This is a genomic window from Pseudoalteromonas sp. S1608 (genome assembly GCF_005887265.1).
Classification (GTDB): Bacteria; Pseudomonadota; Gammaproteobacteria; order Enterobacterales; family Alteromonadaceae; genus Pseudoalteromonas; species Pseudoalteromonas undina.
This window is the reverse complement of record NZ_PNDK01000060.1, coordinates 1-14,029: the sequence shown is the minus strand read 5'-3', so window position 1 is coordinate 14,029 and position 14,029 is coordinate 1. Positions and strand designations below refer to the sequence as shown.

Genomic DNA, 14,029 nt, shown 5'->3' with positions numbered 1-14,029 from the left:
GTCATCTATAGAAGCTAAGTTGGGACTAAAAATGTGTTTTCTAGTCTTTTTACCTAAATTTTTAGGTCTAGCGCTAATATTAGTAGATTTTACTCGACTCTTACTGTGTATTTGAACTTTATATGCTTAAGGGTTACTAATGCAACATTATATCGTGATGTTAGGTAGGATAATTAATATTGATGGCTTATAATATGTGCTTAATACTCATTTAAAATGAGTGAATTAACTAGTTCACTCATTGTTTTTTATTACTAAATTGAAATTCCATGTTTAACAGGGGCGAATGTTGCTAATTTTCCGTTATTTGACCACTGAGGTTTTAAAATCGCAGGTCGCCGTATTTTTAACTTTAATGACCATATTTTTGTCGCAAAAGTTTGTTGTCATTCTTGGTGATGCCTCAGAAGGTAGTATCCCAGCAAAGCTTGTGTTTGCCATGATTGCGCTTAAATTGCCGCAGTTGGCATCGTTAATTTTGCCTCTGAGCTTATTTTTAGGAATTATTTTAGCTTACAGCCGGATTTACGCCGACAGTGAAATGACAGTACTTAAAGCCTGTGGCGTGAGTGAGTGGTATGTAGTGCGTATTACGCTAATTTCAAGTGTCATCTTAGCGTTGTTGGCCGCGGTACTTACTTTATATATTGCACCGTGGGCAAGCGAACAAGAATACCAACTTAAAGAGCAAGCCAAGGCTGATGCTGGTTTATCTTCACTTCGAGCTGGACGTTTTCAACAAACCGGTAACGAAAAAGCCGTGGTGTTTATTCATAACATTGAAAATGGCGGCAAAGAGCTCAACAAAGTTTTTGTGGCACAACTACCCGATAGTGAAAAAAGTGACCTAGCGCGTTTAGTTTATGCAGAGCAGGGCGTTGTTATTGAAGCGCAAAATGGTGAGCAGCAGTTAGTGCTCACTGATGGTAAGCGCTATGAAACTGACGGCGAAGCGCCTTCACTTAACTTAACTGAGTTTGATGGTTACAGCGTACAAATTCGCGAGCAAGAAATAGAACATCAACGTCGTAAGTTAGAAGCCGTGCCAACTCATGAGTTAATGTCTATTAACACTCCAGAAGCAATTGCACAGTGGCAATGGCGTTTAGCTATTCCGTTATCTATTCCATTATTAACTTTACTAGCAGTACCCCTGAGCGTTGTTAATCCACGCCAAGGTAAATTTGCTAAATTAGTGCCTGCTTTGAGCTTATATTTAGGGTATTTCATTTTACTCAATGCGGCTAAGTTTGCGGTAGAAGATGGGAAAATCCCGCCCTCTATTGGCCTATGGTGGATTCACCTAAGTGCCTTATTTATAGGTAGTTTATTAATTATTAAAGGCCGCCCATTAGGTGTTTGGCTGAAGGCTGTCGTGACTAAACGGGAGCAACACATATGATGAAAACGCTTGATTGGTATTTAGGCCGTAGCATTATGCAAACGACTGGATTTGCACTAATGGTGTTGGTGGGGATCAGTACTTTAATAAAATTTATAGAGCAACTTAAATCGGTTGGCCGTGGTAGTTACGATATTATGACCGCCTTGCTATATACCATTTATAGTATGCCCGGCGATTTAGTGGTGTTTTTTCCAATGGCAGCACTTATTGGTGGCTTAACTGGGTTAGGCGCTTTAGCTTCTAATAGTGAGTTGGTAGTAATGCAAGCCGCGGGTATGTCGCGTTTACAAATCATTGGTTCGGTAATGAAAACCGCAATTTTTATGGCGCTGTGCGTAATGGCGCTAGGTGAGTGGGGGGCGCCCGCTGCTCAGCTGCACGCCAAAGAAATGCGTAACCAAGCTATTCATGGCGGGGATGTATTTAATGCACAAAAAGGCGTGTGGGCTAAAGATGGCAGTAACTTTATTAATATTGAAGATGTTGACCAAAATGGCATGCTGCGCGGCGTAAATATGTACCACTTTGATAAGTCGTTGCAACTTACACAAATTACTAAAGCAAAAGAAGCAGTAGGGCGTGATAATGGCTGGCTACTGCGCAATGTGAACAAAGTATTGATCAGTGAAGAGCTAATTACCACGGAGCAAGTTACTGAAGAGTTTTACTCATCTCAGCTGACCGGTGAAAAACTTGGCGTGGTTTCAGTAAAACCAGAGTCACTGTCATTTTCAGGATTGTGGTCATATTTAGCTTATTTACAGCAAAATGAGCAAGATACAAGTACCTATGATTTAGCACTATGGCGTAAATTAATGCAGCCAGTGTCTATTGCTGTGATGTTGTTGGTTGCCTTATCGTTTATATTTGGTCCGCTGCGAACCGTAACTATGGGGGCACGAATTATCATGGGAGTGGTAACGGGGATAGTGTTTCACTTAACTAATGAGATATTTGGCCCTGTGGTAATGGTATATCAAATCCCAGCCATTGTAGGCGCCGTTCTACCGAGCATTTTATTTACTGGGTTTGCAGCTTATTTGATGAATAAGCGGGTGTAGCTAGACTTAAAGCTTAAATAAAAAACGCGGCCTTTTTTAAAAGTGCCGCGTTTTTTATGCTTTAGCTTGAGGTTATACCAATTCACTAGATTAAGTATTAATCTAGTTCGCGATACACGCGTTTATTTTCTTCTTTGGTGAGCGTAACCACTTCGGTTTTTGATAAGTAATCTTGTAGTGCTTTTTTATTTTTAAAGTCGACTAATACCACTAAATTTCCTAAACCAAGTAATGCGCTGATACTGCGGATAATAGCTTGTGGCCAGCTAATTAAACTTCCTTGGTTGGTTTGTACTTTTAAGCGCCATGCTCGCATACCAATTGTTTGCCCACTTTTCGTCCAAAAATAACCAAAAAATACCAAGCCAACAAGCACCAGCAGCGAGCTACGAATACCAGAAAGTAATAGTGAATCTTGAATACGTGCAGATACATCTTCAGCGCCATTGAGGGCAATAACATCAAGGGAAATAAGTCCTTGGATAGCAAATAAATACAATACCACCGTTAGCATCGCAAAAGCGATAATAGCTAATGTGTCGTACACCAATGACGCAAAACGACGCCAAAACCCTGCTCGTGGAAACTCAGCCGACATAAATATACTCTCACTGTTAATGTGCGCGATAGTTTAGCAAATAAGCCGCTAAATACTACCTATTACGCTACGTGCTTAACCAGCTATTGGTTCAAATGTTAATGGTTGCCTAAATGTTAAGCGGTCGATCACGCTTAATACATAAAACGCTTGCCGCTTTGCTCATTGTTTGTATAATGCTAGGCAATGAGATGGAAGAGGGTACATAATCTTTCACTCTTAAGTGGTTTTTCTTTATCTTCTCGTGTTTAGAAGGTTAAAGAAAAATGATGCCAGCGTGATGAAATTGGTATACATGGGGGATTCAAAATCCCCTGCCGCAAGGCGTGCCGGTTCAAGTCCGGCCGCTGGTACCACTTTTTATAGCCCCGACCAAATTGGTTGGGGTTTTTTTATGCCTAAGATTTGAGTTGCCGGACTCGAGCGGCACGTGAGGTGCCGCTGTTATAAGTAAAAGTCCGGCAACTTAGTACCATTTTTTTATAGCCCGACCAAATTGGTTGGGTTTTTTTTATGCCTAAGATTTGAGTTGCCGGATTTTAATTACAAAAAATGTGTCCAACATTGCTACTTTTATAAGCAGTAGGTTTTGATCTAAACTTGGCCTGTAAACGTTTTGGTTTACCTAACCTTAAGCTCTGCTTGAGATAGGTTTCTTATCCAGAACTAAGGTTATATAGTAAATACAGGCCTGACTTTAATCGTATTTTTCATTGATACGGGTGTGCTAAGTTATGCAATGTGTTTTGACTCGGGTATTATATACCTCAACCTCTTGTTGCGAATAAAACATCATGACTCAACTAACCGCAAAACAGAATATTCAAGCCATTGTAAAAGCGATTAAGGCTGAAGAAGCATTACTGCGTAAAAAACACCCGCTATTAATGCATCAAAATACCTTAGGAATGGCTATTTTATTACTTTCTTTGAGTGCATTAATCGGAATTGGCACGCTGTATTATTTTGCTATTATTCCCGCTTGGCTATGCATTATTTTAGCGGCCATTGCTACCTCAATTTCCCATGAGCTTGAGCATGACTTAATCCACAAACAGTACTTTAGCAACCAACCATTTTTGCATAATTTTATGATGTTAATCGTGTGGCTGATGCGTCCTAATACCATAAGCCCATGGTACCGTCGCAAGATGCATTTACATCATCACAAAACGTCGGGTACTGAGCAAGATTTAGAAGAGCGTTTGGTAGGTAATGGTATTAAAAATCCGTTTTTACGTGCCTTGGTAATTGTTGATGGATTACTCGGTTTATTAATTAATGCAAAACGTTTTAGTAAAGAAATTAATGGGTTTAGCTTCTTTAAAGTGTTTAATGCAGGTTTTCCCATTACTACTGCGTATTTCGCCATTTTATATAGCGTAATTGTGTTTCACTTAGTTAATTTGTTCACTCCACTGGCTGCTAATTCACCTGTATTGCTGCTTGATGCAATGAATGTGTTTGAATTTCTAATGGTGGTGCTGATTGTGCCTAATATTGTGCGTTCGAGCTCACTTAATTTTGTTACTTCAAGTATGCATTATTACGGCGGTGTTAATAATATGCTTGAACAAACTCACGTCATCACCAGCCGTTTGTTTATGCCATTTAATTTATTTTGCTTTAACTTTGGGCATACTCATACTATTCATCATTTTGTGCCGAATCAGCCGTTTTATTTACGACAAATGATCAGTAAAAAAATCCTTGAAGTGATGCGCCAACACGGCGTGCGTTTTAATGATTTTGCCAGTATTAAGCAAGCAAACTTGTATCAGTAATACTCAGTGTAAAATGGCATCATAATGCAGTCGGACTCGCAGCAGCAATTAACTCAGCAAGATGCGTTAGCGCAATGTGTACAAGCTATAAAGGGGACCAGTTTTGCGCAAAAGCTGGTTAATTACATTGCCCTTATTGTTGAGTTTGATTGTGCGGTTGTATTGGCTTGCAGAGTAAATAAGCATCCCATTTATTTATTCGATTCTATCGAGAAACAGCGTGAACTTTTATTTCAGCGCTACCTTACTAACTCGTTTGTAAACGACCCTTTTTATACTGAACTGGTCAGTAAAGCTGAGGAAGGTGTATTTAGGCTCGCTGATATAGCTAGTTATCAAGATGAACTGACCTTTAAAGTATATCAACAGCAGTTTTATACTCACACTGGCTGGACTGATGAGCTAAGTATTTGTACTAATATAGGAAACGGTCGCTCGATTGTTATTTACCTTGGTTTATTATCCAATAACCAGCGCTTTAGTGCGTTGCAAAAGCAGCAATTAATAGCACATTTTAATTTAATAAAAGCACTGTGTAGCCAACATTGGGGTAGCCAAAAATTACTATTAAATCAATTTAATAGTTCAGTTACTGGGCAGCTTATAGAAAATGCCCTCACGTCATTTGCTAACCAACAACTCACTCAACGAGAGCATCAGGTTGCTTGTCTAATTGTGCAAGGTTGCGACTCCGCAGATATTGCTTCTCAGCTTGGGATCGCCCTAGGTACAGTTAAAAACCATCGTAAACGTATATATGCACAGTTAAACGTTGCTTCACTGAGTGAATTTTTTCGACTGTTTTTAAACCATTTAATGCTGACAAAATAAAGCGCGTTTATGTCCCTTTAGGGATATAGTGCACATCGCTGAGTTTAATTAGTATTTTTCTTATAGATAATTTTGAGAAATACGATGACAGCACATTTACTTAGCGACATTATGCAGCGTGGTTTAGTCTCTCAAGTGAGTAATATTGAGCAATTAACCCATAAGCTTAAAACTCCACAGGTGGTTTACTGTGGCTTCGATCCTACCGCAGGTAGCTTACACATAGGGCACTTAGTACCATTAATAATGCTAAAGCGTTTTATGGATGCAGGGCATCAAGGTGTGGCATTAATTGGGGGGGCTACAGGGTTGATTGGTGACCCGAGTTTTAAAGCCACTGAGCGTAGCCTAAATACCAAACAAACGGTGTCACAATGGGTGACAGCGCTTGCAAACCAAGTTGAAAGTGTACTTGGTCCGCATTTAAACAAGCCACTGCAGATAAAAAATAACGCTGGCTGGTTTAGCTGTATTGATGTATTAGACTTTTTTCGTGATGTAGGTAAACACTTTTCAATTAATACCATGATCAACCGTGAATCAGTAAAACAACGTTTGCAACGTCCAGAGCAAGGATTGTCGTTTACTGAATTTAGTTACTCCTTATTGCAGTCGTATGACTTTGCTAAGCTCAATAGTGAGTTAAATTGTACTTTGCAGATAGGCGGTAACGATCAGTGGGGTAATATTGTCAGTGGAATTGATTTAACCCGCCGTTTAAACCAGCAAACAGTGTTTGGTTTAACACTGCCACTTATTACTAAGTCAGATGGTACAAAATTTGGAAAAACTGAGGGCGGTGCTATTTGGCTCGACCCTAAAAAAACCTCGCCGTATCGCTTTTATCAGTTTTGGTTAAATTGTGAAGATGCTGATGTGTATAACTTTTTGCGTTTTTATACTTTTTTATCAGTTAAAGAAATTGAGGCCATAGAAGCAAACGATAAGATAAGCGGCCAAAAGCCTCAAGCACAGCGCATTTTAGCTGAGCAATTAACCCGTTTTGTTCATGCTGAAGAAGGCTTGGCAAGTGCGCAGCGTATCACTGAGTTGTTATTTAATGGACAAGTACAAACCTTAAATTTAAATGATTTAGCACAATTAGAACAAGACGGCTTACCAGTAATAACCCTTACTGAAATTAATATAACCACCTCCGCGCTATTGGTTCTCAGTGGTTTAGCAAACTCTAAGCGTGCCGCAAGAGAACTGATAGCTGCAAACGCAGTAAAAATTAATGGTGAAACAATTTCGGCTGATCATAGTCAGTTAAATTTGGCATTACATCAACGTTTTTGGTTAATACAGCGAGGTAAAAAACAATTTAGGTTAATTAAACTCAATTGAATTTCCCTCTAATGGTGATTTTTTATGTGGTTTTAGGGGTTACTCTTAATCCAAAATACTTAATTTTTTTAAAAGTCTTCATTGTTTTTTCTCATTACAATAACGGTAATTAATAATTTAATTGCCGTTATTAATGTGTTTTGTAGGCATTTGTAAATCACTGTGAAATGCTAAGTTAAAAGTAACTTTTTTAAGTGGCTGATAATAAAGTAACTTTGCTATCTGTTTTTAATAGCGCTGTGCGCACGAGTTGTTTCTTTGTATTAATCTATTTACTCACTCAAGCACGTTAATCGAATTGAAATATTTCTGTAATATTTAGGTGTTCTAATGCGCTCTGAAACAAAAACGTCATCAAAATGCCATAATCGGTAAGACAAAAACTGAGATTTAAACATGAGTGAATCAAAGCGCAATACGCTATTAATAAAAACGCTTAACTGGGCTGCTATCGCCTTTTTAGTTTATTTAGTCCTGGTAGCCGTTGGCACTGTCAGTGGTGGTTTTAAATTAGCGTCGGGCGGTACCGAGGGAGCGAAAGAAATTTTTGCATTCGCAACCAACCCGTTTATTGCATTATTATTAGGTGCTTTGGCAACGGCTTTAGTGCAATCGTCATCAACGGTTACCTCAGTAATAGTGGGCCTTGTTGCTGGAGGTTTACCGTTAAGTATTGCTATTCCAATGGTGATGGGTGCAAATATTGGTACTACTATTACTAACACCTTAGTGTCTATTGGTCATATTCGCTCTAAAGAAGAGTTTCAACGTGCGTTTGCAGCATCAACGGTTCATGATTTCTTTAATTTATTTGCCGTTATTATATTTTTACCGCTTGAGATAATGTTTGGTTTGCTGCAAAAAATGTCAGCTGCTTTGTCGCATCTATTTATTGGTGATGCTGACTTATCATTAAAGAGCTACAACTTTATTAAACCACTTGTTAAACCTGCTGTGGGTGTAATAAAAGACGCATTTAGCTTCCTAGACACAAAAATGCTAGGTGCAGCGATGGTTATAGCAGGTATTTGTTTGATTTTATTTGCCGTAACTACATTAGGTAAACTACTTAAAAAAGCATTGGTTGGCACTGCAAAAGATATACTGCATGGTGCAATTGGGCGCGGGCCTATCGCAGGTATAACATCAGGTGCGGCGGTAACAGTTATGGTTCAGTCGTCATCAACTACCACGAGTTTAATGATCCCACTTGCGGGAAGTGGTGTGTTTACTACACGTCAAATCTATCCATTTACGCTAGGCGCTAATATTGGTACAACCATTACCGCTTTATTAGCCGCCACATCAATTACAGGGCCTATGGCTGAAGTGGCGCTAACGATTGCTTTAGTACACGTTATGTTTAATGTATTTGCGGTTGCACTAATTTACGGAATTCCTGTACTACGTGAAATTCCGCTTAAGTTAGCCGAAAAGCTAGCCGAAATTGGTACAAAGAATAAATCAGCTGCATTAGGCTATGTGTTAGGGTCGTTCTTTGTGGTGCCAGGTTTAATTGTACTGGCCGTTAGATAAGCAAATAAATGAATAAAAAGAATGCGCTATATAGCTTATATAGCGCATTTTTTGTTTTACCACTGGTAACTTACAGACAGCATGGCATTACGCGGTTTTCCTGGGAAGTAACGATCGCCAGTAAAACTAGTGTAATCGGCGCGTTCAGCGTAAGCCGTGTTGGTTAGATTTATTATTCGCGCACTGAGTAATAATTGTGGGCTTATTTGCCATTGGCCGCGTAAGCTTAAAATATCGTGCCCTTGATATTCATGTAAGTTTTCAGGGTCGGTAAAGTAGCGACTAACATAGTGCCATTGCAGCGCAAGACTAATACTCTCGTTGGCTTGCCAGTTAAAATCGATATTAGCAACTTTTCGAGGTGCGGTATCAATATCGTTCCCTTTAATATTAATACTGCCAATGATTTGCTCATTCGAGTACGTATGCTTGGCATAAGCGCCTGCGAAGTTAACCGATAAGTGCTGATTAAAGCTATGCGCTAACTCAAGCTCAATGCCGCGATGTCGAGTTTGGCCGTCATTAACAGTAAAAAAGTCACTGTCACGGTAGATGGTATTTTGCTTGCTCATCGCATAAGCCGACAAACCGTAGCGAGTATTGTTGTACACCCCTTTAATACCTAACTCAGCATTATTTGCTATTTCTGCGTCTAAGTCGGCAGTACTTTGCTCGCGTTGTAATTGATAAAGCTCAGCTGCTTGTGGGACTCTATAGCCTCTTGAAAAGTTAGCGTATAATGTATTGTTAATATTAAGCTGATAGCTCACACCGAGTTTTGGCGAAAGATTACTAAAGCTGTTTTTAGTGCTCTCGGGGCGACTATAACGACAGCCACCAAAACCACATTTACTGCCATCTTCTTTTGTACGCCCTGTAAGCATATTGTTTTGATAGTTATATTGCATATGCTCATAACGTAGACCTGCAGTTATAAGCCAATTATTTAGCTGCCAATCAATAGCGGCAAATGGGGCATATAAGGTGGCATCGACTTGGTAATCGTAATGTTTACCTTGCGGCACTGTGGCCACTAAAAACGCAGAACCTTGAGTCGGTTTATCTTGGGTTTGTAAAAAATCGGCTTGGGTAAACTCACCATCAAAACCAAGCTTTAAGTTGGTATTTTCGTTCACATAATGCTGATAAAGCGATTGTAGACCAAACCCAGTTTGGCTATTTTTTTCAAGTGGTGTGCCGGGTAGAAAGTGTTTAAAAAAGTCCATACTTTGGTCACGAATATAAGGAGTAACAACTAGAGTGTTCTCTCCTAATTGCCAGCTTGCTTTACTCCAAGCCCTAAGCGAGCGAGCTTTTCTAAAGGCGTCGGGATCAAAGTTTTGCTGTGCTATATCTTCATCTTTATAGCTTTGAAAACCGCTAATATAACCAGCAGTTTGTTGATCTAAATTAGTATACGTAAGCCCAGAAACTAAGCTTAGGTTGTTATTATTATAGCGATGGCGCACATTTATTTTTTGTTGCTTTACGCTTTCATCATCTCGATAACCGCTATCATCAGTAAAACTAGCATTAATACCTAGGCCTGAATTATCCATGGCATGGCCTGCACGTAATTTATAGCGAGCATAACCATAAGAGCCATAATCAAAGCCTAGTAAACCAGCACCTTGCGTAGTATCAGGGGTAATAACGTTAATTACACCATGCACTGCATTAGAGCCATAAAGTGCAGAACCTGGGCCTTTTAATACTTCAATACGCTCTGCCATTTCGCTATGTGCTTCGAATAGTTCATTGATATTACAAAAACCAGCTGCACGAAGAGCTATGCCATCTTCTGCGGTTAAAACACCACCACAAGCGCCCGTTCCAGAAAGTACTTGCGAGCGCAGAGCCGGTAAATACTCTTGGCCATTCCCACGTTGGACATTGGCACCTGCAACGCGTTGTAGCGCTTCCTCTACATGGGTAGGAGCTATAAGCTCAAGCTGTGATTCACTTAATACACTGATCACCAGTGGTAATGGCGTGGAAAGCGCTTCACTACGCGATGCTGTGGTGGTGATACGTTCAATTGATTGCGCGGTATCTTCAGCACACGCACTATTAATTAAACCTAACTGACTGCATAACAATAACGGGGGTAAATAGTAATATTTCATAAATTCCAGCACATCGGCAATTTGATAAGTTTAGGGTAGGGGATTTTATGAATTGGTTAAAGCACACTCAACCTATAAACCCGATAAGTAATCGATAAAACAATACAAAAAATGCCCGGAAAAACTAAAGTGAGCACTGAGTAATGTTTAAATAGTAATACACCTACCACTCCGCCGGCTAAAAACCCGGCAATAATTAATACAAAGACCAAGCATTTTCTATTGTCAAAAGCTTCTCCTTTTAGGGCTTTACCAAACATCAAACCCAGATCGGTAAAAATACCGGTTAAGTGAGTGGTTCGCACAACTGCGCCGCTGTAGTTAGTGGCTAAAGCATTTTGTAAGCCGCAGGCCGCAGAAGCAAGTGTAAGTGCGTAAGGGTAAGAATATTGAAGTAGCTGTGCGCTTAACAGCAGTAAAATACCCTCAATAAATAAGAGCGTATCGTAATGGCGGCCTAGCTTAAGTGAACCGCCTGAAAGCATTAAGCCTGTTAATGCCGAGCCAAATATAAAACTCAGTACAATCGCAATTAAAAATAACGCTGCCTTGATGTTGGTAGTAAGTTCAATAGCTAATGAAGTCACCGACCCTGAAACGTGAGAAATTGCTTGCTGTTCAAACCCTAATAAACCTACTGCGTTTACCATACCGGCAATAAAAGCGAGGGTAAACGCACCATATTCGACCCACTTAGGTAGTTTTGTAAACATCCTTTTAGCTCCGGTTTCAGTGTGTAGATTAATCATACACTTAATTAAAGTTAATAAATGAAAAGAGGTTATATTTTTAACATCACAAGCAAGTGATGATCGCTAAATTTAACTTTTGCGTATTAACCAAATTTGGAATTAATATGTTTAACCAAGAACAGCAATCACGCATTATAGAAATGGCATGGGAAGACAGAACGCCATTTGAAGCCATTGAAAATCTGTATGGGCTAAATTACTCTCAATTAGTTAATTTTATGCGGGAGCATATCTCTAGCGGGTCATTTAAAGTATGGCGTAAGCGCCATGCTGGGCGTAAAACTAAACACCTAAAGTTACGCGACCCCGCGATTATGCGCAGTCATTGTAAAACACAGTACAAGCAACGTTAATTTTTCTCATTTCATGTAATGTTCAGGCTTAGCCGTTAATACTCTTCATTAATGATCACACTGGAGAATCGCCATGAAATCACTAATCAGTATTTTAGTAATGGTTTTTGCGCTAACGGCAACAAACGCATTTGCTGTACCACATAAAGACAAACATGCGAATAAACACGCAAACAAGCATCACTGGAAAAAGCAAAAATATAACCAATACAATAATAAAAAATGGCTTTCTAAGAAACAAGCCAAGCAGTTAATTCGTCAAGGGTGGACTCCACCAGGGTGGCACAGATCTTATCATCAAGGTGATATCCTTGGGCATGACATTTATAAGCGTGCTAGAGTAATAGACCGAGAAAGAGACACAGTGCGAGTTGAAGTTGATCGCAATATTATTCACTTAGTGCACGATACTCGTGAAATACTCTCTATTTTACAGCGCTATTAGGATTTATAAATGCTCACTGTATTGGTCATAGTTACTGGCTTGTTGTTATTAATAACGTTATTACCCCTGTCATACAGTCAGCATTACTTGATACGTAGTTGCGACTTTGTGCGCTTGCAGGTGTGTTACCTAGCAAGCGCTGTAATTATCGTTGCACTAATAGGTATGTGGCAAATCGACTTTATTGCATACTCATTAATAGCGGCTGTTGCTTTAATTATTTGTGCGCTTCAAGCTAAGTGGATTTATCCCTACACTTGGTTTGCTAAAAAAGAAGTATTAACAGCGCCAACAAGTAGTGATCATAGCATCAGAATTTTATCCGCTAATGTACTGATGTCGAATCGACATAGTGAGCAGTTAATTAACTTAGTCGATAAATATCAGCCCGATTTACTTATCACTTTAGAAAGCGATAGTTGGTGGCAAGATAAATTGTCCGTGCTTAAAAAAAACTACCCTTATCAAGTACAGTGCCCAAAAGATAACCGCTACGGCATGCATGTATTTAGTAAATTTAACATACTCGATGCACAAATTTGTGCACTTATAGAAGATGACATTCCTTCTATTCATATTTTATTTGAAAACCACCAAGGGTTAAAAATGCAGGGGCATTTTATTCATCCCGCGCCACCAAGCCCAACCGAAGAGGATTCATCACGCCCGCGCGATAGCGAATTAATAATGGTGGCTAAAGCTCTTAAAGATTCAGCTCGCCCTACGATAGTCGCTGGCGATTTAAATGATGTTGCTTGGTCACGCAGTACTCGTTTATTTATGCAAATTAGTGGCTTTTTAGACCCCCGTAAAGGCCGTGGTTTTTTTAATACTTTTCACGCTAATTACTTTTTTATGCGTTGGCCGCTTGATCATTTGTTTCATTCAAAAGGCTTTAGTGTAAAACGGATAAAGCGCCTTGCTAAATATGGCTCGGATCACTTTGCCTTATTAACCGAATTGGTATTTGAAGATGCTAATCAGCAATCCCTTGAAACAAAACCAAGCGAGCAAAAGCAGCAAGATATACAAGAGCTGGCAATGAACAAAGCAGATAAACGCAAAGTACCTATGTTTGAAAAGAGCTAGGTATAGTACAGATATTAGGTTAAAGGTTTTAGACGAAGTTTTTTGTAGCAAACTATTTGGTTTAGCGTTAATTAACAAAGAGATTCATTATGTTTAATAAAATCATCGACTTTTGGTTTAATGAGCTTGATCCTAAACAGTGGTGGCAAAAAGACGATGGGCTTGATGCACAAATTAAAACTCGTTTTGGTGAATTACATCATCAAGCAAGTGTAAGTGAGTTATTTGATTGGCGTGAAAGTGCGCTAGGTAGTCTTGCTGAAATTATTGTGCTTGATCAGTTCTCACGTAATATTTACCGTGAAAAGCCCGCAGCATTTGCCTGTGATGCATTAGCTCTAGCGTTAGCGCAAGCAGCTATTGCCAAAGGGTTTGATAAGGAATTGACGGATGAGCAACGCGTATTTTTGTATATGCCTTTTATGCACAGCGAATCAAAGCTAATTCATAAGGAAGCAGTGAAGTTATATAAAGCGTTAGGTATTAAAAATAACTTAGATTTTGAGTATCAGCATAAGGCGATTATTGATAGATTTAATCGTTATCCGCATCGTAATAAAATACTAGGACGGGACTCTACAAAAGAAGAGCTTGAGTTTCTAAAACAGCCTAACTCAGGTTTTTAAATTTATTAGACAAAAAACACCGCGCTTGCTACAAGCGCGGTATTTAATTTTACTAACCTGATACCTGATACCTGAT

At 39.3% G+C, this 14,029-nt stretch carries 13 protein-coding genes and 1 tRNA gene; 11 read left to right on the top strand and 3 right to left on the bottom strand.

The genetic code is table 11. The annotated features are described in order from the left end of the window. Window positions 1–289: 289 nt before the first annotated feature. Both lptF and lptG read left to right on the top strand, forming a co-directional pair. Window positions 290–1,402 carry an LPS export ABC transporter permease LptF gene (gene lptF / locus CWB75_RS18330; RefSeq protein ID WP_138571405.1) on the top strand — a complete coding sequence of 371 codons (1,113 nt, stop codon included), beginning with the start codon at window positions 290–292 and terminating at the stop codon, window positions 1,400–1,402. Further along, the gene (gene lptG / locus CWB75_RS18325; protein WP_138571398.1) at window positions 1,399–2,466 is read left to right on the top strand and encodes an LPS export ABC transporter permease LptG; all 1,068 of its coding nucleotides are present in this window, start codon (window positions 1,399–1,401) and stop codon (window positions 2,464–2,466) included. Before lptF ends, lptG begins: the two co-directional genes overlap by 4 nt. Window positions 2,467–2,563: 97 nt before the next feature. On the opposite strand, the gene CWB75_RS18320 is transcribed toward lptG, so the two are convergent. Further along, window positions 2,564–3,064, bottom strand: coding sequence for an RDD family protein (locus CWB75_RS18320; protein ID WP_138571397.1), 501 nt, complete (start codon window positions 3,062–3,064; stop codon window positions 2,564–2,566). 271 nt (window positions 3,065–3,335) lie between these two features. On the opposite strand from CWB75_RS18320, the gene CWB75_RS18315 reads away from it, so the two are divergent. The 5 genes from CWB75_RS18315 (at window position 3,336) to CWB75_RS18295 (ending at window position 8,562) form a co-directional block, all read left to right on the top strand. Then, window positions 3,336–3,420, top strand: a tRNA-Leu gene (locus CWB75_RS18315). A 438-nt stretch (window positions 3,421–3,858) separates the two neighbouring features. Next, entirely contained in the window at window positions 3,859–4,848 is a 990-nt protein-coding gene (locus CWB75_RS18310; protein ID WP_138571396.1) for a fatty acid desaturase, read from the top strand. Window positions 4,849–4,872: 24 nt separating this feature from the next. Beyond that, window positions 4,873–5,679, top strand: a complete 807-nt coding sequence (locus tag CWB75_RS18305) for a LuxR C-terminal-related transcriptional regulator (RefSeq protein ID WP_138571395.1) — start codon at window positions 4,873–4,875, stop codon at window positions 5,677–5,679. 84 nt (window positions 5,680–5,763) lie between these two features. Next, a complete protein-coding gene (gene tyrS, locus CWB75_RS18300; RefSeq protein ID WP_138571394.1) occupies window positions 5,764–7,026 on the top strand; it encodes a tyrosine--tRNA ligase in 1,263 nt (420 codons plus the stop codon). Window positions 7,027–7,422: 396 nt separating this feature from the next. Beyond that, a complete protein-coding gene (locus tag CWB75_RS18295) occupies window positions 7,423–8,562 on the top strand; it encodes a Na/Pi symporter (protein WP_008114296.1) in 1,140 nt (379 codons plus the stop codon). Window positions 8,563–8,618: 56 nt separating this feature from the next. On the opposite strand, the gene CWB75_RS18290 is transcribed toward CWB75_RS18295, so the two are convergent. Further along, window positions 8,619–10,688 (bottom strand): TonB-dependent receptor, encoded by a 2,070-nt coding sequence (locus tag CWB75_RS18290; protein WP_138571393.1) that lies wholly within the window; start codon window positions 10,686–10,688, stop codon window positions 8,619–8,621. A 56-nt stretch (window positions 10,689–10,744) separates the two neighbouring features. Beyond that, window positions 10,745–11,401, bottom strand: coding sequence for a YoaK family protein (locus CWB75_RS18285; protein ID WP_010390879.1), 657 nt, complete (start codon window positions 11,399–11,401; stop codon window positions 10,745–10,747). A gap of 143 nt (window positions 11,402–11,544) precedes the next feature. On the opposite strand from CWB75_RS18285, the gene CWB75_RS18280 reads away from it, so the two are divergent. From CWB75_RS18280 to CWB75_RS18265, 4 genes are all read left to right on the top strand, one after another. Further along, window positions 11,545–11,793 carry a TIGR03643 family protein gene (locus CWB75_RS18280; RefSeq protein ID WP_041708743.1) on the top strand — a complete coding sequence of 83 codons (249 nt, stop codon included), beginning with the start codon at window positions 11,545–11,547 and terminating at the stop codon, window positions 11,791–11,793. A gap of 73 nt (window positions 11,794–11,866) precedes the next feature. Continuing rightward, window positions 11,867–12,238, top strand: coding sequence for a hypothetical protein (locus CWB75_RS18275; RefSeq protein ID WP_138571392.1), 372 nt, complete (start codon window positions 11,867–11,869; stop codon window positions 12,236–12,238). A 9-nt stretch (window positions 12,239–12,247) separates the two neighbouring features. Continuing rightward, window positions 12,248–13,327, top strand: a complete 1,080-nt coding sequence (locus CWB75_RS18270) for an endonuclease/exonuclease/phosphatase family protein (RefSeq protein WP_138571391.1) — start codon at window positions 12,248–12,250, stop codon at window positions 13,325–13,327. An 89-nt stretch (window positions 13,328–13,416) separates the two neighbouring features. Next, complete coding sequence (locus CWB75_RS18265; RefSeq protein ID WP_138571390.1) at window positions 13,417–13,953, top strand: DUF924 family protein; 537 nt, start codon at window positions 13,417–13,419, stop codon at window positions 13,951–13,953. Window positions 13,954–14,029: the final 76 nt, after the last annotated feature.

Bases quoted from the DNA above. Each gene is read 5' to 3' on its own strand.
- CWB75_RS18275 (WP_138571392.1), top strand. From the start codon at position 11,867: ATGAAATCACTAATCAGTATTTTAGTAATGGTTTTTGCGCTAACGGCA.
- CWB75_RS18305 (WP_138571395.1), top strand. From the start codon at position 4,873: ATGCAGTCGGACTCGCAGCAGCAATTAACTCAGCAAGATGCGTTAGCG.
- CWB75_RS18295 (WP_008114296.1), top strand. From the start codon at position 7,423: ATGAGTGAATCAAAGCGCAATACGCTATTAATAAAAACGCTTAACTGG.
- CWB75_RS18265 (WP_138571390.1), top strand. From the start codon at position 13,417: ATGTTTAATAAAATCATCGACTTTTGGTTTAATGAGCTTGATCCTAAA.
- CWB75_RS18270 (WP_138571391.1), top strand. From the start codon at position 12,248: ATGCTCACTGTATTGGTCATAGTTACTGGCTTGTTGTTATTAATAACG.
- CWB75_RS18285 (WP_010390879.1), bottom strand. From the start codon at position 11,401: ATGTTTACAAAACTACCTAAGTGGGTCGAATATGGTGCGTTTACCCTC.
- tyrS (WP_138571394.1), top strand. From the start codon at position 5,764: ATGACAGCACATTTACTTAGCGACATTATGCAGCGTGGTTTAGTCTCT.
- CWB75_RS18320 (WP_138571397.1), bottom strand. From the start codon at position 3,064: ATGTCGGCTGAGTTTCCACGAGCAGGGTTTTGGCGTCGTTTTGCGTCA.
- CWB75_RS18290 (WP_138571393.1), bottom strand. From the start codon at position 10,688: ATGAAATATTACTATTTACCCCCGTTATTGTTATGCAGTCAGTTAGGT.
- CWB75_RS18280 (WP_041708743.1), top strand. From the start codon at position 11,545: ATGTTTAACCAAGAACAGCAATCACGCATTATAGAAATGGCATGGGAA.
- lptG (WP_138571398.1), top strand. From the start codon at position 1,399: ATGATGAAAACGCTTGATTGGTATTTAGGCCGTAGCATTATGCAAACG.
- CWB75_RS18310 (WP_138571396.1), top strand. From the start codon at position 3,859: ATGACTCAACTAACCGCAAAACAGAATATTCAAGCCATTGTAAAAGCG.